The sequence below is a fragment of the Microbulbifer maximicatervae (SeqCode) genome (assembly GCF_052468295.1).
Window position 1 is genome coordinate 3,823,166 of the sequence record NZ_CP174340.1, and the last position, 22,927, is coordinate 3,846,092.

Sequence of the window (22,927 nt, forward strand, 5' to 3'; positions counted from 1 at the left end):
GTTGCACTATCCTATATCCCGTAGTATCACGCTTCCTGTCCACAATTTAATCAATTTAAAATGCCGAAACTTTCCACGTGGCTCTTCGCCTGGATTCTGTGCTGCTTATCCACTGTTGCAATGGCGCAAGGCTATGAAAAGCTCTACAGTGATTATCGCGGCAGCCTCTATCAAATTCGACTTATCGAAAAGTCCTCCAATTCAAAAGCCGGCCTGGGGTCAGGCTTTCAAATCTCCCCCGATGGATTGATCGCCACCAACTACCACGTAGTGGCTCAAGCGGTTAGTGAGCCGGACGAATATTCCCTGGAATATCTTGCAGTTAATGGCACCCGGGGAAAATTAACTCTACTGGATATTGATGTGGTCAATGACCTGGCGCTGCTGCGCCAGGAGAAACCGGGAGACGAATACCTGGAATTGGCGACAGACACCCCCAAAAAAGGGGAAACCATTGTCTCCCTAGGCAACCCATTGGACCTGGGCATGACCTTGATTCCCGGGACCTATAACGGTATTGCCGGCGGTAGCTTCTACGATCGTATTCACTTTGCCGGATCTATTAATCCGGGAATGAGCGGCGGGCCAGCGATCAATACCCAGGGGCAGGTAGTGGGCATTAATGTGGCGACTGCAGGCAACCAGGTTAGCTTCCTGGTACCAGTGGATAAGCTGTCGTCACTTTTAAAACACTACCGCGCTGAAGGCGGCACTCTCAACCTGAAGCAAGTAACTTATCAACAGCTTCTGGATAACCAGCAAAAAATTATCGACTCAATACTTAGGGCCGACTGGCAGCGTCGCGCCCTCGGTGAGGCACAGGTTGTCGGTGAAATAATTCCAGCCATTAAATGCTGGGGAAACACCCAAGAGAGCGAAACTAATCCGATCAAGCGAATTGATAAAGGCTGCACAGGACAAGATGTTATTTTCCTGTCCGACGACTTCAACACCGGACGGGTAGAGTACGAATTTTTCTGGCTGCAGGCCGAGGATCTTCTGCCCGCGCGCTTTTATGCCGAGTACGAAGGGCAGATGGACTCCTTTTACCCAGGCAATAGCGCTGGAGAAGAAGATGTAACCAATTTCCGCTGCCAGCAAGGATTTACCTCTCAGGAGCGCGGCAATGAAACCTCGGTATCGAAGCCGGATCGCAATCGCGAGCCCCTGATCGCGCGCACTAGCTATTGTGTCAGGCGCTACAAGGACTTCCCAGACCTCTACGATATTTTCTTCCTGAGCCTAAGTGTGGATCAGAAAAATCGCGCACTGGTCAGCCACTTTACCTTGTCCGGCTTTACCCAGGAGTCCGCCGACGCCTTTACTCAGAAGTTTACGAGCGAGATCCAATGGCCCTGATTATTGAAGAACTCAATCGCGCCCACCGGGTGCAGCTGCGCTACCGAATGGACGGGGATAAATTTACCCTGGGCCGCGCTTACGACAACGATGCAATTCTGGAGGACATCCATTCCGATGCCCACCATGCCGAAATCAAGCGGGGAGAGGACGGCCAGTACGTCTTACACGACCTCAATTCGACCAACGGCTGCCAGCTTTTGGGAAACCTGAAAGATAAGTCCGTTAAACCAGATACCATCGCTCAACACAGGATTTCCTCCGGTGACTTGCTGCAGTGTGGGAAGTCACGCTTCCGGGTTTTCCATACGGATGACCCGGTACCTGAAGCTACCCCTCTCCATTCACTGGAAAACCTGTTTTCCAGCTTGTCCCACCCCCTGGGAGCAATACTGCTGCTGTTGTGTTTTGGCTTCGCCAGCGTACTGATGAGCTACCTCGGTTACGCCCGAAACTATCAATGGACTATTGCCGTCAACATTCTTGCCACGGCCATAATTGGTATGGTGATTTACGCCGGAGTCTGGGCGTTTATCGGCAGGGTTGTCAGGCATGAAACGCACTTTTTCACCCATCTATCCATCGCCGCCATAGGTGCACTTACTTACACTTTTTGGGAATGGCTGAGGGGGCTAATCAATTTCAATTTTGCCATCGGCACTACTATTCAGGTCCTGGACTTCCTGGTACTCGCCATCATATTACCGGCAATGCTCTGGTCCGCCTGCTATCTGGCCACCAACCTCGCCAGGGGCTGGCGCTGGACAGTGGCGCTGACACTGCCACTGGCATTCCTCGGCCTGGGCTTAGCTGAAAGCGTTAACAACATGGACGAATTCAGCGAGGTTCCACCGATATCCACAGAGCTGAAATACGATAATATGCTATTCCGCAACCCTGTTCCCATGCAGGAATTTATTGGAAATTCGGCCGACCTGTTTGATATCCCCATCAAGAAAAAAGAAACTAAAGAAGGCGCTGAAGGCTCCTCCAGCGACAATCAAAGTAGTACCGCAGAGGTAGAATCATGAGCAAGATTTATTGGAGCCCAGGGCTCGACCAGCTGGAACCCTATACACCTGGGGAGCAGCCCAAGAGTGAAACCCTGATAAAGCTCAATACCAATGAGAACCCCTACCCTGCCTCCCCCGAAGCTTTAAGGCTCTTGGAGCAGCACGACTTTGCCGATGCATTGCGCCGCTATCCCGACCCGGAGTCCTGTGAATTACGCCGCGCTATTGCCGATAAGCACAATCTCTCTGCCGAACAAGTATTTGTGGGCAATGGCTCCGATGAAGTGCTGGCGCTGAGCTTTTACAGTTTTTTCCGCCGCAGCGAGCCCCTGCTATTTCCGGATATCACCTACAGTTTTTACCCGGTTTATTGCCAGCTCTTCAATATCAAAAGCCGCACTGTTCCCCTGCACGGTGATTTCTCTATCCAGCTTGAGGACTATGCCGCTCCTGCAGCCGGTGTAATTATTCCCAACCCCAATGCACCCACGGGACGGTACCTGCCTCTAGAGCAAATTGAACAGCTCTTGCGCTCACAGCCTGAAAGAGTGGTGGTTATTGATGAGGCCTATATCGATTTTGGCGGACAGAGTGCAGCAACACTCATCGATCGCTACCCCAACCTGCTGGTGATACACACACTGTCAAAATCCTATGCCCTCGCAGGGCTTCGCCTCGGCTTTGCTATGGGGCAGGAGCACCTGATTGAAGGGTTGCTGAGAGCCAAGAACTCCTTTAACTCCTACCCCATTGATGCCATTGCCCAGCGTGTGGCCACCGCAGCGATCCGCGATACCGCCTGGCACAGCGACAATTGCGGCAAGGTCATCGCCACCCGCGAGCGCTGTGAGCGGGCGCTTACAGACCTGGGATTCGAAGTGATTCCCTCCCAAGCCAATTTCCTTCTAGCCAAACCACCGGAGCCCGGCGCAGAAGCCCTGTACCTGGCACTGCGGGAGCGTAATATTCTCGTACGTTACTTCAACAAGCCCCGGGTCAGTGAGTACTTGCGTATCTCTATTGGCACCAATGAGGAAATGGAGCAGCTGATACGGAACTGCAAAGAGATACTTGCGTCACAAAGCTAGCACTCTGTCTGTCTATACTCGTCGGGCGCCACTTGAGGTGGCCCGATAACTGTGACTTATTGGTATCCAGGGACCTATGCACCCGAAAGCTCAAAATTCAGTATCCACTACCGAGGCCGTTAGCCCCTTTAAAGCGGGATTTTTACGGCAACTAACCCACACCCTGATTCTCGCCTCGGCCCTGGCGAGCGGCGCCGCAAGTGCCAACGACTGGGATAAGGTCGAAGGGCCCAGTGCGCAGACACCATCGAGTATTGGCACCTACACCAATGGCTGCCTGAGTGGCGGGGAGACCCTGCCATTGAGAGGAGAGGGCTATCAGTTGGTGAGGACTGGCCGCGATCGACATTTTGCCCACCCCCAGACCATTAACTTCCTGAAGGAGTTTTCCCAGAGCGTGGCGCAGAAAGATCTGGGCAGAATCCAGATCGGTGACATGTCTATGGCTCGAGGGGGCCCTTTCGGCAGTGGTGGGCACAACAGCCACCAAACCGGCCTGGACGTAGACATCTGGTATTCCCAGGATCGGCGGGCCGCAGAGCGTCCCCTCACCCCGTGGGAGCGTGATAATATCTCTGCTGTTGCCTTGGCTGATGAGCGCAAACACCGCCTGATCCCTGAAAATTGGGACGACCGGGTTCCCAAAATCCTGCGCATGGCCGCAGAGGACCAGCGAGTCGAACGAATATTTGTACACCCGACCATCAAGCGCCACCTGTGCGAAATATCCGGCGAAGATAACGAGTGGCTGCGCAAAGTGCGTCCCTGGTGGGGGCACAATTACCATTTTCATGTGCGCCTGGCGTGCCCAGAGGGAAGCACCAACTGTAAGCCCCAGGCTCCGGTGACCACTGCAGCCTGTGGCAGTGACTTGGATTGGTGGTTTAGCGATGACTTCTATGCAATTCTCAATGGCACTAAACCCCAACCGAAACAGAAAAAGCCGAAACCAAAGACCTTGCCCCAACAGTGCGAACAGGTATTAACCGCACCTTCGGCAGGCACTACGACGGAATAATTTTATGATTAACACCTTGCTTATCTGCGGCGGTGGCGGCAGCGAGCACGACGTATCCCTCAGAACTGCTGATTTTATCGAGGACAAGTTGTCAGCAGCAGAGGACATCGCCCTATTGCGGGTGGAAATGGATAACAGTGGCTGCCTTACCGACAGCCAGGGCCGGGTTTACCATATCTTTTACGATCGCAAAATTCGCGATGAAGAAGGTAACTCCTGGGATGTGGACTATGTAATTCCGGCAATTCACGGCTACCCGGGAGAAACCGGCGATTTGCAGTCGCAACTGGATATGTTCGGCATCCCCTATTTTGGCTCTGCACCTGAGCCCAGCAAAATCTGCTTTAACAAAATTAAAACCAAGATGTGGCTCAGTGCCCTGGGTATTGAAAACACACCTTACGAGTTTTTGCACAGCACTGAAGTCGAGGAATTACAAAAAGCTCACGATGCCCTGGAGAACTGGGGTGAGGTATTTGTAAAAGCCTCCAATCAGGGATCTTCCGTAGGTTGCTTTAAGGTCCGTGACAAAGAAGAGTTAGAAGCCGCGATCGAGGACGCCTTTAAACTCTCCCCTTATGTGCTGATAGAAAAAGCATTGAAAGCCAGAGAGCTGGAAGTTGCGGTTTACCACTACAACGATGATGTCATCGCAACCCGCCCGGGAGAAGTACGCGCCCCAACAGATACTTTTTACACTTATAAAGAAAAGTATGCCGAGGGCAGCCGCGCGGTCACCTTTATCGAAGCTGCTGATCTTCACGAAGAACAGCTTCAATGGATAGCCGAAGTATCCCTGCGCACTTTTAAAGCCCTAAAGCTGAAGGATTTGTCCCGCATAGACTTTTTCCTGACAGAGACCGGCGAACTCTACCTCAATGAGGTCAATACTTTTCCCGGTATGACACCTAACTCCATGTTCCCCAAAATGATGGAAAACCACGGGCACAATTTCACCGAATACCTGGCCGGCCTGATCCGCTCTGCGGTATCTTCACCTAACAACAAGACATGATTAAAAGGGGCCTGTTGGCCCCTTTTCTTTTTTGCTCATTTTGATCCGACGGGCTAGTGCAACAACCACCCCTGTTGACGCCGCCGTGAAAACTGGCCGCGCAGAAACTCCATCTGATCGCCGCGAATCCGCTCACTGTTAATCAGGGCAAGGTATTCAGCTGCATTGGGGCAGAAGGGCAAGGCCAACAACTCCATGTCGATATTTTCCAATAATTGATTGCCCTTATGCTGGTTACAGCGCCTGCAGGCCGCAACCACATTTTCCCAGGAATCAACTCCGCCTTTGGAAACAGGAATAACATGGTCCCGTGTCAAATCCACACTTTTAAAGAAATTACCGCAATAAAGACAAGTATGGGAATCGCGAAAAAAAAGTGCTCGATTTGTTAGAGGTGGGCGCCGGCGCGGACGGGCCATACGTGCACCGCCACAGGCGATAATAGCGGCCAGATCGAGGCTGGAACGATCGCCATTGCGATTAAAGCCTCCTCTCACCCGCTGGACAACACCTCCCAGCGACCATGTAACCAGCTCCCGCACGTACAGACAGGATGCCTCTTGCCAACTCAGCCATTCCAGCGGTTGTCCCGCCAGGTTTAAACGCAATATTCTCGCGTGCATAACCTCGCCTCCCCACAGTCGAATAGAACAAGGCAGCCCCGGAACTGTTTCCGTGTAATCACAACGGTTTTTATAAAGAAGAAAAAAGAAGTTTTGGAGTGACAGATCGAAGGGACTGGATGACGATGACAGAGGCTGGCGCGATTCGCAGCATTAGAAAAAACTGCCACCTTCGAAAGTAAAAGCTTGCTCCCAGACAAGATGGAGGAGTCTGAAAGCTTTTTTACCAACGAAAATACAGATGCCCACAGGCGTAGTTTTGCCTTGGGTAATACGGGCACTTCTGCTGGTAGATTACTGAATGCGCCACCCTCCGCCGGCCCATGGGTAATTTGGCCGGCCTATCAACATTAAAGCGGATAACTATTACAAATTCCAGACAGCGATATGCCGCTGATGGAATAACAGCAAATTACAGAAGAAAGGTGTAAATTGTGGAAAGCGTTGCAGGCAGGTTAAAGCAGAATGTAAAACACCGCCCAGGCAATCCGGCCCGGGCGGTGCGTCTCACAGGATGGTGCCCATATCCCTAGGGCGAGCGGCGCAATCCATTTATCCATTGCCGCAGTAGTGCAGTCCCTTTCGCGTCCTTGCAAGTTAATTATGGACATCAAGGGAGAAAAAAGTAGGGGAAATCTCCTGAATTTTGTGTAAGAGATATCTCACAAACTGAGCTACCTGTTACAAAAGGGAGGGGAGACAGGAAATTAATCCCGTGTTAACTATAGGGGTAAATAGATAAGCGCGGCAACTATAAACATCTTTATTTCAAGTTCAATCGATACCATGAAGAAAACGTTGAAATATACGCTAATATTTTTTATCGCCCTCGGCGCGGTGCTTTCTACCGCCTTAGCCACCTTTAAATCCAGCGTCAGTGTGCCTTGGCGCCAACTGGTCGGTGGTGTCAAAACAACAGAAAAAGAAGTGACAGGCCGGCTGACCGCAGCAGATGGATACTCGGTCCAGTTATTCGCAGGGGATGTTCCCGGCGCACGCTGGCTCACAGTGACCCGCAATGGAGACATCATCGTCTCCCAGCCCAAACATGGCAAAGTTTCACTTTTATTACAAGATAAAGACGGCGACGGCCGCAGTGACGGGCAAAAGACCCTTATTGATAATCTTCAGCGGCCCCACGGATTATTGCTACACGACGGTTGGTTATATATTGCCGAAAGTGACGTAGTTGGACGGGTCCCCTTTGATCATTCCGATGGGCGACTGGCTGGGCGCTACCAGAGAATTATTGAAAATCTTGAGGACGATGGACACTGGACAAAAACTATTGATGTGAGTCCCGATGGATGGCTTTTTCTCAGCAGTGGTTCCAGCTGCAACGTTTGTATTGAAAAAGATCCTCGCCGCGCAACCATCATGAGAATGAAACCAAACGGGGATAATTTTGAAATATACGCCACCGGCCTGCGTAATAGTGTGGGGTTCGATTGGTCTCCAAAAGATGGCGGACTTTACGCAACAGATAATGGCCGCGATTGGCTCGGCGACAACCTGCCGCCAGATGAGCTCAACCTGATTCGCAAAGACCAATTCTACGGATGGCCCTACGCCTACGGTGACCGGGTTCCCGATCCGGATCTTGGGGTGGATGCAAGCCCTGAAATCCAGCAAAAGATTGCTGACTCAATTCCTCCTGTGTACGAATTTCGCGCTCACAACGCGCCACTCGGGATTAAATTTTTGCGCAGTGTGGAACAGCCTAAGGATTATCGCCATGCAGCGCTGGTCGCCCTGCACGGCTCGTGGAATCGCAGCGTGAAAGATGGCTATAAAGTTGTCTCCCTACACTGGAGTAACGGCGGAGAAGTTCAACAGAGGGATTTCCTGTGGGGATTTCTCAGTAATGACCGCCAAACGGTTTACGGCCGCCCTGTCGCCATCGCCGAGGATAAACTGGGCAACATCTATATTTCCGATGACTACGCCGGTGCAGTTTATCGTGTGAGCCAAGGGGCCCCTCGCCAAGCTGTATTGACAACACAGCAGCCACAACTGCAAAAAACATCCACGGCCAACGCGCTTTCAATAGATGCCGAGGTGGTGCAACTGGGCGCGCAGCTCTATCGGTCTAACGATTGTGCCCACTGCCATCAGGCCCAGTTTCCCCTACGCAACCTATCCGCTAAATACACAGCGCAGACCCTGGCTGACTACTTCGATGCCCCAACACCACCAATGCCTAACTACAACTTTACGGCGGTGCAGAAAAAAGCCCTGGCGCACTATCTTTTATCCCGGGAGTCGAGCCTCTAGGAATTGCACGCCTAAACGACACTGAGAAGAGGCTCCCGGATGAGGGGGCCATGGAATTGACCCCCGCAGCGCCAGCCGCTAAGGTTGCCCCGCAATTAAGAGGCGATGCTATGGCGGCAAAGAAAAAAACAGCAACTTTTGAAGAGAGTCTCGAGGCGTTGGAACAGCTGGTTGAGCGACTCGAAGGCGGAGATCTCCCATTGGAGGAGGCTCTCGCTGATTTCGAAAAGGGAGTGAAACTCACCCGGGAGTGCCAACAGAAGCTCGCCAAAGCCGAGCAGAAAGTAAAGCTGTTAATTGAAGAGAGCGGCAATATCCGCGAGCTCCCCTTTGATGCCGACGACAACTCCGGGGACCCAGTTTAAGTGAGTTCCGCAAACCTGCCAGAGGAGCTGAAAGCCTTTCTACAGGCCTCCTCCACACGCGTCGAAAGCCGAATCCAGCAGGCGCTCAACACCCCGATCGACGGCTCAGAAAAGCTGTTCGAAGCAATGCGCTATGCCGCACTGGGCCCCGGCAAACGCCTGCGCCCCGCTCTCGTCTACGCTTGTGCCCAGGTTTTTCGGGGTGTCGATTTTGACCTGGCCTATTGCGATAGCACAGCGGCGGCCCTGGAGTGCATTCACGCCTACTCCCTGGTCCATGACGACCTGCCGGCAATGGATGACGACGACCTTCGTCGAGGTCGCCCCACCTGTCATATCGCCTATGACGAAGCCACAGCCATTCTCGCTGGCGACGCACTGCAAACCCAGGCTTTCGAGTTGCTCCTCGCTGAACCCCTCGCGCCTCAATTGCAGTTACAGCTTATGCGTGAGCTCGCCACTGCGGCGGGGGCCCGAGGTATGGTCGCCGGCCAGGCTATCGACCTGGACTCCGTTGACCAAACCCTCACCCTGAATCAGCTGGAGCCCATGCACCGCCTCAAGACCGGGGCTCTGATTTGTGCCAGCGCTCGTATGGGCGCACTGCTGGGCGGTGCCAGCGAGAGGGAGCTGGAGATTATTACCCGCTACGCCCAAGCTATTGGCCTGGCATTCCAGGTTCAGGACGATATTCTCGATATCACTGCTGAAACCGCAGTTCTGGGCAAAACCCAGGGCGCCGATGCCCTGCGCAACAAACCCACTTATGTCTCTCTGCTCGGCGTCGACGGCGCCCGGGACAAGCTTGCAAAACTGCACGCCCAGGCCGCCCAGGCACTGCAAAGTCTCGATGGCGATACCCTGCTACTACAGCAGCTCGCAGACTATATCGTGCAGCGCGGACACTAAGTCACAGCCTTGCCTGTGGGGTTTGGGATGCAATATGCCCGCCACGGGCATACAATCCCCCTCAATATCACCATCTGTTGCAACTGATACATTTGATGCTCGAAGAAATTCCACGCACACGCCCGCAGACACCGCTTCTCGACTCGATCGACGACCCGGCACAGCTGCGCGCCCTCGATGAACGCCAATTGCCGGAACTCGCCAGCCAATTGCGCGAGTACCTGCTGTATTGTGTCGGCCAGACCGGCGGGCACTTTGGTGCCGGTCTCGGTGTGGTGGAACTGACCATCGCCCTGCATTACATATTCAATACCCCGGAGGACCGGCTGGTTTGGGATGTGGGCCACCAGACCTACCCCCATAAAATCCTCACCGGTCGCCGCGAACAGATGCTGTCCATGCGCCAGCAAGGGGGCCTGTCCGGCTTCCCCAAACGCAGTGAGAGCCCCTACGATACCTTTGGTGTTGGTCACTCCAGCACTTCGATCAGCGCCGCCCTGGGTATGGCCCTGGGCTCCCCTGACGATCGCAAGGTAGTGGCGGTGATTGGCGATGGCGCCATGACGGCGGGAATGGCTTTCGAAGCCCTGAACCACGCCTCCCATACCGGCAAGGACATGTTGGTTGTTCTCAATGACAACAGTATGTCTATCTCAAAAAATGTCGGCGGCCTAGCTACCTATTTCGCCAAAATCCTGGCCAGTAAAACCTACCTGAACATGCGCGAGGGCAGCCGTAAGATACTGTCTGCCATCCCCAAAGCCTGGCAATTGGCGCGACGCACCGAAGAGCACGTCAAAGGCATGATCACGCCGGGTACCCTGTTCGAAGAACTGGGTTTTAACTACGTGGGCCCCCTGGATGGCCACAACATGCACGACCTGGTCCACACTCTGCGCAACCTGCGCAGCCAGCCGGGTCCGCAACTCCTGCATATTGCCACCACCAAGGGCAAAGGCTTCGGCCCCGCTGAAGAAGATCCGGTGGGCTACCACGCGCTGAACAAGCTGGAGCCGGAAGCCAAGGTGCAAGTGGCCGTACCCGGCAAGAAGAAACTGCCCAAGTTCCAGGATATTTTTGGCCAGTGGCTGTGCGATGCCGCAGAACAGGACGAGCGCCTGGTCGCTATTACCCCGGCCATGTGCGAGGGTTCCGGTATGGTGGAGTTCTCCAAGCGCTTCCCGGACCGCTTCCACGACGTGGCCATTGCCGAACAGCACGCCGTCACTCTCGCTGCGGGCCTCGCCTGTGAAGACCAGAAGCCGGTAGTTGCTATTTATTCGACATTTTTACAGCGCGGCTACGACCAAATGGTGCACGATGTGGCAATCCAAAACCTGGATGTCACTTTCGCCATCGACCGCGCCGGCCTGGTGGGCGAAGACGGCCCCACGCACGCGGGTAGTTTTGACCTCACATTTATGCGCTGCCTGCCCTACCTGGCTATCGCCGCGCCCAGTGACGAAAACGAATGCCGCCAGCTGCTCTATACCGCCTACAAACACAACGGCCCCACTGCTGTGCGCTATCCACGCGGAACCGGTATGGGTACCGCCATCAACAAGGAAATGACAGAGCTGCCGATCGGCAAGGGGCGCCTGTTGCGCCAGGGCAGTGGTGTAGCCATCCTCAGCTTCGGAACCTTACTCGGCCCCGCTATGGCCGCTGCAGAGCAGCTGGGGGCCTCCGTAGCCGATATGCGCTGGGTAAAACCCCTGGACGAGACACTGATCGATGAACTTGCCGAGAGTCACCAACTCTTAGTTACCATCGAAGAGAACACTATTGCTGGTGGTGCTGGCAGTGCCGTACTCGAATACCTCAATAGCACTGCGCGGTCGGTACCTGTGCTGCAACTGGGGCTACCCGATCAAATTATTGAGCACGGCAAGCACAAAGACCTGCTGGCGGCCATCGGCCTCAATGCTTCCGGTATTGAGGAACAGATTCGCAGGCGCTTGCAACTGATCAATCACCAGGAGTTTGGCAGTCGCACAGCGGCAGCCAACTGACCCAGCCCGCCTTTGGCAGCCAGCTAATGCGGCTGGCTGCTCTTCGAATGCCCGGCAATAAATTGCCGGCAGTGGTAACAAACCACCCATTGACTAAATCCGGCCACTATTTGGACCACACGCTTTCACTCGAGGGGACTATGTCGTTTATCAGAAAAGCCCTATTCACTTCCCTGGGACTTATTGCCAGCCTCAATACCTCGGCGATGGATCAGGATACCTTCCGGAAAGCATACAAGTCCCTTCCGGAGACCAGCGCCTCCGAGCGCCTCATCGCCTTACAGGATTTACGTTATCGCTGGATTATGGAGAGTTATCCCAGCCAGGCAACCTACGAGGGCTACCCCGGGCAAAATCATCGCTGGGTAGATAACTCCCTGAAATCTGTGAAACTCAGGCAGAAGCAGACCCGAATCCTATTGGGCGCTACACGCAATATCGACCAGAGCGACCTGCCAGCCGGGCAACAATTGGATTACCAGCTGCTCTACCAGGACTTATTGGGAGAAGTAAAAGGCTTCCAGTTTCCAGAGCACTTGCAACCAATTACCCATATGAGCGGTATTCAGCGCAATGTACCGGCTGTTATCAATAGCATGCCCAAGCGCACTGCAGCCGATTACGAAACAATTATCAGCCGCTTGGAAAGGTTGCCAATCCTGATTGAACAAACCCAGGGGCTGATGCGCCGGGGCCTGCGCAAAGGGGTCACACCACCACAAATTACCCTGCGCGACCTGCCGCGTCAGATACGCGCACTGGTACCTGCCGCGCCGGAGCACAGCCCATTGCTGACGGCATTTAATCGAATGCCTGAGGCCATCCCAGCAACTAAGCGGAAAAGCCTGCAGCAACGCGCCTATGCCATTTACAGCAAACAACTGGTACCGGCCTGGCAGGGTATGGCTGAATTTGTTGAGCGAAAATATATTCCCGAGGCCCAGGTGGATACCGCTTTAACCAGCCGCCCTGACGGTCTGCGCTGGTACGCCCATAAAGTGGAAGAGAGTACCACCACCGATCTTAGCCCCGAAGAGATCCACCGCATTGGGCTTGCGGAAGTGAAGCGAATTCGAGGGGAGATGGATAAAATCATCCAGAAGACGGGCTTCCAGGGGGACTTTAAGGCCTTTACCGACTTCCTACGTAGCGACCCGCGCTTTTACCACACCAGCCGGGAAGGGTTATTGCGGGACTACCGCGATATCGCCAAGCGTATTGATGCAGAGCTGCCCGCCCTATTTGGCACCTTGCCACGCCTGCCCTATGGTGTGAAACCAATTCCCGGTTACTCAGAACAGGCCCAAACTACTGCCTACTACCAACCGGGCTCCAATGAGGCCGGCCGTGCAGGTATTTTCTTTGCCAATACCTACAACCTGCCCAGCCGCCCAAAATGGGAAATGGAGGCGCTCACAGTGCACGAGGCGATGCCGGGTCACCACCTGCAAATTGCCCTGGCACAAGAGCAAACTGATATTCACCCACTGCGCCGTATGGCTCTCTATACCGCATTTGTAGAGGGTTGGGGCCTTTACTCCGAAAGTCTCGGTTACGACCTCGGCCTGTATAAAAACCCCTACAGCGAATTCGGTGCACTCACTTACGATATGTGGCGTGCTGTGCGCTTGGTAGTGGATACCGGTATGCACCAGCTGGGTTGGAGCCGCGAGGAAGCGATCGAGTACTTTATGGAAAACAGCGCCAAGCCAATCCACGATGTGACCGTCGAGATCGACCGCTATCTGGTTTGGCCGGGCCAGGCCCTGGCCTACAAACTGGGACAACTCAAAATTAAAGAGCTGCGTGCGGAAGCGGAGGAAACCCTGGACAGCAATTTTGATATTCGCAGCTTCCATGACGCTCTGTTGGGATCTGGAGCACTGCCACTGAATATTCTTGAAGAGCGTATGGACAACTGGCTGGAAAGCCAGGCCTCAGCGTCTGCCCATATCGATGCGCAACAGATCGAGAAGCCCGCTACCAGTTAATCCAAACCTGTCGGCTTCTACTTCCTCTTTGCAATAGATTTCAAACCTATTGCAAAGAGGAAGTTTCGATAAAACAACTCTAATTTCCCCATTACCACTCAACATCAATTCCAAAATAAATTGAGCGAGGCTCTCCAGGGAAATAACGGCTACCACTAAAACTACTGTAATCAGCACGCTCAGCGTAGGCTTTATCAGTAATATTCAGCACTCGAGTTGAAAATCCATATTGCTCCCACTGCCAGGCCACATGGAGGTTCAGCAAGTCATGTCCTGGATACCGATGAGCATTTTGAGGATCGGTAAAATAACTGCCCTGATGTAACCACTCCAGTTCCGCTGATATAAGAGAGCTGGGCGACCACTTCAGGCGATAGCTACCAAAAGTTCTTGGTGCAGAATCTACAAAATTTCCATCCAGTTCTACGCCCTCTAACTCCCTTTGATCGTCATAGCGATGTTCAGCATAGCTGGTACTACCCTCAAAGCTCAGACTTTCAGAAAACTCATAATTAACCGCTAATTCCAGCCCCCAGTGCCGGGTCTTCCCATTGGACTGGTTAAAGTAATCAGCATCGCGAAAAATTACATTTTCCTTTTCCATTGCATAGGCCACCCACTCAAATGACAGGGTGTCACCCAGCTTCCTCAATCCTATTTCAAAGCTATTGAGCTCTTCAGAGTCCAATTCTGCAACCGTTTGCTCCCTCTGTAAGCGGTATAATTCTGTCGCCTGGGGTACCCGATACCCCTGAGCAATTTGGGTAAATAATTGCCATTCACTATCTAATTGTAATTGTGCGCCCAGCTTGGGGGAGATATTGTTAAATCTATCTTTTCGGTCACTCGGTCGACTAAACCGGCAACCGCCGAAGTCACAAGCCATTCCATTTTCATCGGTACGTCCGGAGAGCATGTTATTGTCGTAATTGTAATGTGCAGACTCAAACCTCACTCCGCCAGTAATTTCCAATTTATCACTAACCTGCCAGTTTACCGATGCGTAAGGAGCAAGATTCCAAGCCGTCACTTCGTAATCATAGTGCTTCCCCACAGGAATCGTCGCCTGAAGAAATTCAGATCCCTCGGTAGTACTCTCTTGCATCTCCAAGAGATATCCCTCGCTTAATTCCGTATCAATACCAGAAACCAGATTCAGATTTTTATCCAGCTCCAGATAATAACTAGTTCTAATTCCAATACTTTCCTGACCATTTTCCTCCAAAGGCTGGCCCGGCAAATAATGTTGCAGAAAACGCATTTTGGTTTTTCGAAAATACGGCGCCAATTGTATTTGGCCATCACGATTAATAGGTATGTCGATCAGGGAATACATCCTGATGGCATAGGCATCCCGAAATGACTCTGGGTTGGGGTTTGTACGGCTCAATCGAGGATCTCGATAAGCGCCCTCTTCCTCAACGTAACCCGCAGTTTCCTGGTTCAGGTTTGTAGCTACCAAACGGGTTCGAACTCTGCTATCTCCGATATGGCTAACATACTGAACACTAGCTTTTTGCTGGTCCACACCGGAGTGGTCTCTATAGCCACCATCGGTCATTAGATACAAATCTGTACTTATCCCAGCACCTTCAGTATTAAGACGATGATTCGCTGACACGCCCAATCGGTAATAATCGTGAGGTCCCGTATCAACATTGAGTAATCCCCCCTCATCCTCGACAGGGTCACGACTAATAATATTGATCAATCCATGCAACGCATTTGAGCCATAGAGCGTACCAGCAGGTCCTCTTATGACTTCGATATGACGTGCTGCCTCACTATAAGATTCAAATAACTCATTGATATTGCAAAAGCCATTTGCTCTCAGTGGAATGCCATCCTCTGCTGTCAGAATTCCCCCACAAGCTCCCGCACCCGTCAGCACTGGAGAGCGCAAGGCGGGCAGATATTCCTGCCCATTTCCTCTGGCCAGATTTGCTCCGGGCACACTCGCCAAACTTTGTTGAATATGGGCGTTACCAGCTTTCTTCAGCACATCATTGGCGACAATAGAAATACTCTCTACCCGGTCTGTAATGCCCTGATCATATCTACCTGCTGTAACGACCAGAGTCTCTATCTGCATCTCACTGCCATACGAAAAATCAGAAGAAAAAAATAACCAGGCAGACACAAAAAACAGTAAGACTCCTTTTATTCCATGGACCACACTCAACATCCCCAAACTCCCTATAATTGATTTATTTTTATCGTCGAATGTTTCCCTTAAAGTCTGATTATATAGGAAATAGCTGTTACTAAAGAACAATACGATCTACCGCTCAGCCCACCCCAAGCTTTACAAAACGTGTTTCCTCCATTCTCAGCTATATCTTTTCTATTGACCACCTAATGTGTGCATCAACAAGCAAGCGTCCCAGACGGAGCTAGAGTTTAAAACCCAAAGCTATTTTTAAAGGAATATCATGGCCTGGTTCTACTTAATACTCGCCGGACTATGCGAAATTGGTTGGGTGCTGGGACTGAAAATTTCACAGGGCAGTAACACCCGCCTTCTGGGTGTGGTTATGGCTGTGGTATTTATTGGGGTCAGTGGATTTCTTCTATGGCTGGCGCAGCGGGAGATACCTATTGGTACTTCCTATGCGGTCTGGACGGGAATTGGTGCCGCCGGAGCCTTTGCGGTAGGGGTGCTGTTCTTTGGAGACCCCACCAGCCTTGGACGCTACCTGGGGGTTTTGCTCATTATCTTAGGCGTTGTCACGTTAAAACTTTCTCATTAATTGAGAAGCACCCGGGAAAATTCCCGGGCGCCAGTTCTATTAATCCTCTGAATATTTGTGTTTACGCGCCTGGTTTTGTACAGATCGATACATCTGGGATAGCGCTCTCTCCCCTGCCCGTTTCTGCGCGAGAGTTTGACCGTTACGGCTTAGTTCCTGTTGCAGTTTTTGCCAATTGCGCAAGCGCCGATCATCCAGCGAACCGCCCGTTATTGCCTCTTGTACCGCACAGCCTGGCTCCGACTGGTGCTGGCAGTCAGAGAAGCGACACTCTCTGGACAAGGCCTCAATATCAGAAAAAGTCTCCGCCACGCCATCTTCAACATGCACCAACCCCAGCTCCCGCATTCCAGGGCTATCGAGTAACAGCGCTCCCCAACTCAGGGAGTGAAGAGAGCGTTTCCTTGTAGTGTGACGCCCTTTACTATCGGCTTCACGAATGGTCCCAGTCTCAGCCAGGGATTCGCCAGACAACGCATTTAGCAAAGTGGATTTACCCACTCCAGAAGAACCTAACAGCGCGATAGTTTCCCCAGGTAAGCACCACTGGCGCAGCTGTGCCACGCTTTCTCGATCCAGGCTATTTACCATTGCAGCGGGTAATTCGCCGAATGGGCGCAATGCCTGAAGAAAAGGGGCTGTATCTTCACACAGATCGGCCTTAGTCAGTATCAGGTGTGGGCTGCAACCGGACTCCCGAGCCAGAGCCAAATAGCGCTCAATACGTGAGAGGTTAAAGTCATCATTCAGGGAGGAGACAATAAAAACACTATCGACATTGGCGGCGATCATCTGCACCTGATGCCCCCCAGGTGCCATGCGCTCAAACTGGCTGCTGCGGCTCAACAAACGCACGAAAGATCCGCTGCTCTTCTCTAACAACAGCCAATCCCCCACCGCGGGCAAATTAGCCACAAGACTCCCGGTTAGGGGAAGGGACACAGCCCCCTGCTCGCCGGCCAATTCCAGGAGACTGCGGTGTATAGCCATAACCCGCAGCGGCAAACACTGCTCGAGTTCTTCGAGCGTCAGCTGCTGTTGGAAAAAAGACTTCCAACCGAGTTTTTGCAGCGGAGAAGCTTCCCGCTCAATTTTGATAGATGGGGATTTAGTGTCGAATCTATTAACAGACCGGTGGGTAAAGTGAGATTTACTCAAGATTGAAACCCTCTGGGCGCAACAAAGCACCAAGCGACCGCACATACGCGGCCAACAGAGCTTTCTCAGGGAAAGCCCGACGTCTAGGAATCTATCGCCGGGCGTGGGCAGCTGGAGGCTGCTACTGGACCCGACGGAGGGTTGCAACAATCATCAATCATCCTCCGCAGTTATTGAGTTCTGGATTCCGCCATAGTACCTGGCGGGCTATGGGCAAATTAGCACTACCCGGGGATAGGAGCAAGGATAATCCCGGGAAGCCTCTTAGTAATTGCCCCGCCACAAAAAGCAAAGCCGGCAAAAGCCGGCCTTCGAATCCGATTACAGCGAGTGCATCACCTTTCTCGACTCACCATAACCCGATCAGTTGAGTATAGATCCGGCTTTTTCTTTCGCCATCACGTTTACTCGAGAAGCATCTTCTTCTGCGGGTATTTCCTCCAAGTGACGAATCTATAAAGGTTTTATGACACCCCCAACCATCTCCCCCAGACCTCCACCTCCTCGGGGTGGGAGGCCGTCAATGCGTGACTGCGATTCAATACCAACTGAGAGAACCGCAACAAGTACAACAAAAAATGGGAAGCGCTATGCCAACAACAAAATTTACAGGCCCCGGCACAAGGACGGGGCTGATTCTGGGGGCAGTCTTCTGCTCCATCCAATTACCGGTTTGGGCATCTGATACACCAGATCCCACAGAGGTCAATATTCCCGGCAACCTACAAAGCCAGCTGGGCTGCGATGGCGACTGGCAACCAGGTTGTGTCGCCACCCTGCTCAGCTATGACAGCGAAGACGACAAATGGCAAGGCAGCTTTTGGATACCCGCCGGCAACTGGGAGTACAAAGCCGCCCTCAACAACAGCTGGGATGAAAATTATGGTTCGGGCGGCCAACGGGACGGTGGTAATATTTCCCTCAGCCTGGATGAGGCCCGCGAAGTTAAATTTATCTACGACCACGAGACTCACTGGATCACCGACAACCACAATAGCGTGGTCGCCGCTGTAGCCGGCAACTTCCAATCCCTGCTGGGGTGTCCAGGAGACTGGCAACCCAGTTGCCTGCGCAGCTGGATGCAGGATGCCGATGGAGATGGCACCTACACCTTTATCACCTCAGCACTGCCTGCCGGTTCCTATGAATTCAAGGTAGCCCTGCACGAAGGCTGGGAGGAGAGCTACGGCAACAATGGAGCCAACGTCAGCTTTACCGTGGCTGCCGATTACGACGAAATCTACTTTGCTTTTGACTCGAATAGTAAAGAAGTCACCGTCAGCAGTGACGGCTTCGCCAAGGGTGACCTGAGCAGCGATAAAGCTCACTGGGTGGATACCAGCAGCTTTGCCTGGGATATCCAGGTGCAGGAAGGTACCAAGGTTAAATTGCACTACAGCAACAGCGCCGAGCTAAAACTGGAGGACGGTGATATCCGTTCCGATGGCACTATCGATCTCACCCCTCTCGCCACCCTGCCCGACAGCGCCCAACAAAAATTCCCGCACCTGGCCAGTTTCAGTGCCTGGCAATTGCCGGGGCAGGCTTCCACTAGTGATCTGGTAACCCAGCAACTCGCCCTCGCCGCTTACGATGCGGAGGGCACGTTACTGGATGCGACTGGTGTGCAGATGGCAGGCGCGCTCGATGATCGCTTTTACTACGACGGTGAACTCGGTGCCCGTGTCGGCGAGGAGAATATCCAGCTCGATCTTTGGGCTCCCACCGCACGGGCAGTAAAACTGCACCTGTTTACAGACTCCAGCAGCGACAGCGCCGATCAGGTGGTATCCATGCTGCGCGATGAATCTACCGGGGTTTGGAGTGCCGATATCGACAAGCAGTGGGACCGCAGTTTTTATCTCTATGAGGTCGAGGTGTACTCCTACTTCAGCCGCCAGATTGAAACCAACCTGGTCACCGACCCCTATTCCCTGAGTCTCTCCATCAATAGTGGCAAAAGCCAGATCATTAACCTGAATGACCGGGACCTGAAGCCGCGCGGTTGGGATCGTCTGCGCAAGCCCAAGTTAACCCAGCCGGAAGACATCAGTATCTACGAGCTGCATGTGCGCGATTTCAGTATTGCGGATCAAACTGTCCCCGAAGCAGAGCGCGGCACCTTCAAGGCTTTCACCCGCAAGCACAGCGACGGCATGCGCCACCTCAATAAACTGGCCCGCGCCGGCCTCACCCATATCCACTTGCTGCCGGCCTTTGACTTTGCCACAGTCAATGAGGATCGCACCCAGCAGCAGCAAACCCCGGACCTCTCAGACTACGCGCCGGACAGCAGCGAGCAGCAGGCCCAGGTAGATGCTATTCGCGATACCGATGGCTTTAACTGGGGCTACGATCCATTGCACTACACAGTCCCCGAAGGCAGCTATAGCAGCGCTCCCGATGGACCTGCGCGCATTCGCGAATTCCGTCAAATGGTGCAAGGGCTATCCCACTCCGGCCTGCGACTGGTGATGGATGTGGTTTACAACCACACCAGCTCCTATGGCCAATACGACAACTCCGTACTCGATAAAATCGTCCCCGGCTATTACCACCGCCGTAATCTGGAGGGCGGTGTGGAAATGAGCAGCTGCTGCGCAAATACCGCCAGTGAGCACGCCATGATGGAAAAGCTGATGATCGATTCCCTGGTCACATGGGCCCGGGCCTATAAGGTGGACAGCTTCCGTTTCGATCTGATGGGACATCACAGCCTCGACAATATCCTCAAGGCGCAAGCGGCATTGCAATCACTGACCCCGGCAGCCGATGGTGTCGACGGCAAAGCTATCTACCTGTACGGCGAGGGCTGGAATTTTGGCGAAGTGGCTGACGATGCTCGCTTTGTACAGGCCCGCCAGGGCAATATGGCCGGCAGCGGTGTCGGCACCTTTAACGATCGCCTGCGCGATTCCGTGCGTGGCGGCAACCCCTTTGGAGGTTTTGAGGAGCAGGGCTTTGGTACCGGTCTGTTCACCGACAGCAACGGTAAGTTTGAGGGAGAAGATGAGCGTGCCACACTGCTAACCCTGGCAGATAAAGTCCGCGTTTCCCTCGCCGGCAACCTGGCGGATTATCCTTTTGAAGATGCCAACGGCAATATCATTACCGGCAGCGAGCTGGTCTATAACGGCCAGCCCACCGGCTATACCGCCGACCCGCAGGAATCCATTAATTATATTGCCGCCCACGACAACGAGACGCTGTTCGACGGAGTACAGATCAAAGCCAGTGACAGCGCCGACTTGGCTGAACGAGTGCGTATCCAGGCATTCAGTAATTCCCTGGTTCTGTTCGCCCAGGGAGTGCCGTTTATCCACGCAGGCCAGGATTTCCTGCGCTCAAAGTCGATGGATCGGGACAGTTACAACTCCGGTGACTGGTTTAATGCACTGGACTTCAGCCTCGCCACCGATAATTGGGCTGCGGGTTTACCTATCGCAGATAAAAACGAAGATAACTGGTCCCTGATGCAACCTTTACTGGCAAACCCGGAATTGGCTCCCGAGCGCCGGCACCGCTTGTGGAGCTCTGCTCTATTCCGCGAGCAGCTGGCGATTCGCAACAGCTCTCCCCTGTTCCGCTTGTCTGATGCAGAGTCCGTAGAAGCACATCTCAATTTCCTCAACACCGGACCCGACCAGATTCCTGGGCTGATTGTGATGGAGTTATCCGATTCCAGTGGCAGCATCGATCGCCGCTTTGAACGTATTGTGGTGCTGTTTAATGGCGATGACGAATCATTGGAATTTACCAGCGAAAACCTTATTGGTGAGTACCTGTTCAAGCACCCACGTCAGCGCCGATCAGTAGACTCACGCCTGCACAAAGTAAAATTTGATAGGAGCAGCGGCACCTTTACTCTGCCCGGCCGAACTACCGCAGTATTTGTGCAGCCACGCCGTAGATATTAATTCTTCATAAATTTTAAAAGGCCGGATTTTCCGGCCTTTTTCTCATTTTTTAGAAACTATTTCCCGGCTCTAACCAAGTAATCAACTCGCAATTGTCATATTCCGCAGATTGATTTAGCGTGTACCTAAATAATAAATAGGTGTACAAATCATGAAGCGTCTCCTTCTCTGCGGCATCGCAACTCTTCTCTCATCCGCGACACTGGCAAAAACTACTGTTATCCATGCAGGCACACTCCTCGCCGTTCCCGGTGAGAAACCTTTGCAAGAGCAAAGTGTAATTATCGAGGACGGCAAGATCAGTGCTGTCAGATCCGGTTATGTAAGCCCGGATAACGCTGAAGTCATTGATCTTAAGAATAGTTTCGTAATGCCGGGCTTAATGGATATGCACGTGCATTTACAAGGTGAGCTGGGCCCTAAAAATGATACCGAGGCTCTCAAGATGTCCATGCCGCTGACCCAGATGCGCTCGCAAATGTTTGCCATGCGAACCCTGGAGTCTGGTTTTACCACTGTGCGCGATGCTGGTAACAGTGGTGAAGAAATGTATGCGATGCGCGATGCGATCAATAAAGGTTGGGTAGATGGCCCGCGAATTGTTGCAGCCGGCAGGGTGGGAATAACTGGTGGCCACGCAGATATCAGCGGGGTCAGTCCAGAGCTAATGGAGCTGCATGATGACAAGACCAAAACTGTATGCGACGGCCCCTACGAGTGCCGACGCGCGACCCGCCATGCGATCAAATATGGTGCTGACTTTATCAAGATTACCTCTACCGGTGGTGTGCTCACCGATCGCGCTACCGGAACTGGTCAGCAGATGGAAATGGATGAGTTAAAAGAGGTGGTCCTTGCAGCCAAACGTATGGGCCGCAAGGTGGCCAGTCATGCGCATCAGGAAGAAGGCATTATCGCCGCACTGGAGGCTGGTGTAGACAGTATTGAGCACGGCACCTACGCAGGTCCCCGCGCCCATAAGTTATTTAAAGAAACCGGCGCTTATCTGGTTCCGACACTTCTCGCCGGCGATACTGTGGTACAGCTGGCAAAAAATACCGATGTCTTATCTGAGGCTCAGAAGGAAAAAGCCATTCGTGTTGGCACAGACATGCGCGGCAATTTCCGTAAAGCGGTCAATGCCGGAGTAAAAATTGCTTTCGGTACCGACTCAGGTGTATCCAAGCACGGCATCAATGCCCGCGAGGCGGTACTGATGAGTGAAGCCGGTATGGACAATATGGCCATCCTGCAATCCGCTACCGTTAACGCCGCCGACCTGATCGATATGAGCGATTCACTGGGCACCATTGAGTCCGGTAAGTACGCCGATATTATCGCCACCGATGGCTCGCCACTGGATAATATCGATGAACTTTTAGATGTGGATTTTGTGATGAAAGGGGGCAAGGTCTTTAAGAATTAAAAGCCTCTG

16 protein-coding genes are annotated in these 22,927 nt (G+C 52.9%); 13 read left to right on the top strand and 3 right to left on the bottom strand.

What is annotated here, in order from left to right:
- Positions 1-60 precede the first annotated feature (60 nt).
- From ACJJIQ_RS17045 to ACJJIQ_RS17065, 5 genes are all read left to right on the top strand, one after another.
- Complete coding sequence (locus ACJJIQ_RS17045; protein ID WP_413663356.1) at positions 61-1,359, top strand: S1C family serine protease; 1,299 nt, start codon at positions 61-63, stop codon at positions 1,357-1,359.
- A complete protein-coding gene (locus tag ACJJIQ_RS17050; protein WP_282931212.1) occupies positions 1,350-2,390 on the top strand; it encodes an FHA domain-containing protein in 1,041 nt (346 codons plus the stop codon). The genes ACJJIQ_RS17045 and ACJJIQ_RS17050 overlap by 10 nt, the downstream gene beginning before the upstream one ends.
- Entirely contained in the window at positions 2,387-3,460 is a 1,074-nt protein-coding gene (hisC, locus tag ACJJIQ_RS17055; RefSeq protein WP_444892053.1) for a histidinol-phosphate transaminase, read from the top strand. The genes ACJJIQ_RS17050 and hisC overlap by 4 nt, the downstream gene beginning before the upstream one ends.
- Before the next feature lie 76 nt (positions 3,461-3,536).
- The gene (gene mepA / locus ACJJIQ_RS17060) at positions 3,537-4,478 is read left to right on the top strand and encodes a penicillin-insensitive murein endopeptidase (RefSeq protein WP_444892054.1); all 942 of its coding nucleotides are present in this window, start codon (positions 3,537-3,539) and stop codon (positions 4,476-4,478) included.
- 4 nt (positions 4,479-4,482) lie between these two features.
- Entirely contained in the window at positions 4,483-5,493 is a 1,011-nt protein-coding gene (locus tag ACJJIQ_RS17065; protein ID WP_445362532.1) for a D-alanine--D-alanine ligase, read from the top strand.
- A 53-nt stretch (positions 5,494-5,546) separates the two neighbouring features.
- Here ACJJIQ_RS17065 and ACJJIQ_RS17070 read toward each other — a convergent pair whose 3' ends face one another.
- Positions 5,547-6,116, bottom strand: coding sequence for an HNH endonuclease (locus ACJJIQ_RS17070; RefSeq protein ID WP_282931208.1), 570 nt, complete (start codon positions 6,114-6,116; stop codon positions 5,547-5,549).
- Between the two features lie 786 nt (positions 6,117-6,902).
- On the opposite strand from ACJJIQ_RS17070, the gene ACJJIQ_RS17075 reads away from it, so the two are divergent.
- From ACJJIQ_RS17075 to ACJJIQ_RS17095, 5 genes are all read left to right on the top strand, one after another.
- Positions 6,903-8,390, top strand: a complete 1,488-nt coding sequence (locus ACJJIQ_RS17075; RefSeq protein WP_445362533.1) for a PQQ-dependent sugar dehydrogenase — start codon at positions 6,903-6,905, stop codon at positions 8,388-8,390.
- 50 nt (positions 8,391-8,440) lie between these two features.
- The gene (locus ACJJIQ_RS17080) at positions 8,441-8,755 is read left to right on the top strand and encodes an exodeoxyribonuclease VII small subunit (protein WP_413663362.1); all 315 of its coding nucleotides are present in this window, start codon (positions 8,441-8,443) and stop codon (positions 8,753-8,755) included.
- Positions 8,756-8,770: 15 nt separating this feature from the next.
- Positions 8,771-9,664 (top strand): polyprenyl synthetase family protein, encoded by an 894-nt coding sequence (locus tag ACJJIQ_RS17085; RefSeq protein ID WP_445364824.1) that lies wholly within the window; start codon positions 8,771-8,773, stop codon positions 9,662-9,664.
- Positions 9,665-9,759: 95 nt separating this feature from the next.
- Positions 9,760-11,676, top strand: a complete 1,917-nt coding sequence (gene dxs, locus ACJJIQ_RS17090; RefSeq protein WP_445362534.1) for a 1-deoxy-D-xylulose-5-phosphate synthase — start codon at positions 9,760-9,762, stop codon at positions 11,674-11,676.
- Between the two features lie 140 nt (positions 11,677-11,816).
- On the top strand, positions 11,817-13,667 hold the full coding sequence (locus tag ACJJIQ_RS17095; protein WP_445362535.1) for a DUF885 domain-containing protein: 1,851 nt from the start codon (positions 11,817-11,819) through the stop codon (positions 13,665-13,667).
- Between the two features lie 91 nt (positions 13,668-13,758).
- Here ACJJIQ_RS17095 and ACJJIQ_RS17100 read toward each other — a convergent pair whose 3' ends face one another.
- Positions 13,759-15,852 carry a TonB-dependent receptor gene (locus tag ACJJIQ_RS17100; protein WP_445362536.1) on the bottom strand — a complete coding sequence of 698 codons (2,094 nt, stop codon included), beginning with the start codon at positions 15,850-15,852 and terminating at the stop codon, positions 13,759-13,761.
- A gap of 247 nt (positions 15,853-16,099) precedes the next feature.
- Between ACJJIQ_RS17100 and ACJJIQ_RS17105 the strand changes: the two genes are divergently transcribed.
- Positions 16,100-16,417, top strand: a complete 318-nt coding sequence (locus ACJJIQ_RS17105) for a DMT family transporter (RefSeq protein WP_445362537.1) — start codon at positions 16,100-16,102, stop codon at positions 16,415-16,417.
- Positions 16,418-16,456: 39 nt separating this feature from the next.
- On the opposite strand, the gene rsgA is transcribed toward ACJJIQ_RS17105, so the two are convergent.
- A complete protein-coding gene (gene rsgA / locus ACJJIQ_RS17110) occupies positions 16,457-17,575 on the bottom strand; it encodes a ribosome small subunit-dependent GTPase A (protein ID WP_445362538.1) in 1,119 nt (372 codons plus the stop codon).
- 527 nt (positions 17,576-18,102) lie between these two features.
- Between rsgA and pulA the strand changes: the two genes are divergently transcribed.
- The gene (gene pulA / locus ACJJIQ_RS17115; protein ID WP_445362539.1) at positions 18,103-21,492 is read left to right on the top strand and encodes a pullulanase-type alpha-1,6-glucosidase; all 3,390 of its coding nucleotides are present in this window, start codon (positions 18,103-18,105) and stop codon (positions 21,490-21,492) included.
- A 151-nt stretch (positions 21,493-21,643) separates the two neighbouring features.
- Entirely contained in the window at positions 21,644-22,918 is a 1,275-nt protein-coding gene (locus ACJJIQ_RS17120; RefSeq protein WP_413663381.1) for an amidohydrolase family protein, read from the top strand.
- The last annotated feature ends 9 nt before the right edge of the window (positions 22,919-22,927 follow it).

Bases quoted from the DNA above. Each gene is read 5' to 3' on its own strand.
- ACJJIQ_RS17095 (WP_445362535.1), top strand. From the start codon at position 11,817: ATGTCGTTTATCAGAAAAGCCCTATTCACTTCCCTGGGACTTATTGCC.
- ACJJIQ_RS17070 (WP_282931208.1), bottom strand. From the start codon at position 6,116: ATGCACGCGAGAATATTGCGTTTAAACCTGGCGGGACAACCGCTGGAA.
- ACJJIQ_RS17105 (WP_445362537.1), top strand. From the start codon at position 16,100: ATGGCCTGGTTCTACTTAATACTCGCCGGACTATGCGAAATTGGTTGG.
- dxs (WP_445362534.1), top strand. From the start codon at position 9,760: ATGCTCGAAGAAATTCCACGCACACGCCCGCAGACACCGCTTCTCGAC.
- mepA (WP_444892054.1), top strand. From the start codon at position 3,537: ATGCACCCGAAAGCTCAAAATTCAGTATCCACTACCGAGGCCGTTAGC.
- ACJJIQ_RS17050 (WP_282931212.1), top strand. From the start codon at position 1,350: ATGGCCCTGATTATTGAAGAACTCAATCGCGCCCACCGGGTGCAGCTG.
- hisC (WP_444892053.1), top strand. From the start codon at position 2,387: ATGAGCAAGATTTATTGGAGCCCAGGGCTCGACCAGCTGGAACCCTAT.
- ACJJIQ_RS17045 (WP_413663356.1), top strand. From the start codon at position 61: ATGCCGAAACTTTCCACGTGGCTCTTCGCCTGGATTCTGTGCTGCTTA.
- ACJJIQ_RS17080 (WP_413663362.1), top strand. From the start codon at position 8,441: ATGGAATTGACCCCCGCAGCGCCAGCCGCTAAGGTTGCCCCGCAATTA.
- ACJJIQ_RS17065 (WP_445362532.1), top strand. From the start codon at position 4,483: ATGATTAACACCTTGCTTATCTGCGGCGGTGGCGGCAGCGAGCACGAC.
- ACJJIQ_RS17120 (WP_413663381.1), top strand. From the start codon at position 21,644: ATGAAGCGTCTCCTTCTCTGCGGCATCGCAACTCTTCTCTCATCCGCG.
- ACJJIQ_RS17100 (WP_445362536.1), bottom strand. From the start codon at position 15,852: ATGTTGAGTGTGGTCCATGGAATAAAAGGAGTCTTACTGTTTTTTGTG.
- ACJJIQ_RS17075 (WP_445362533.1), top strand. From the start codon at position 6,903: ATGAAGAAAACGTTGAAATATACGCTAATATTTTTTATCGCCCTCGGC.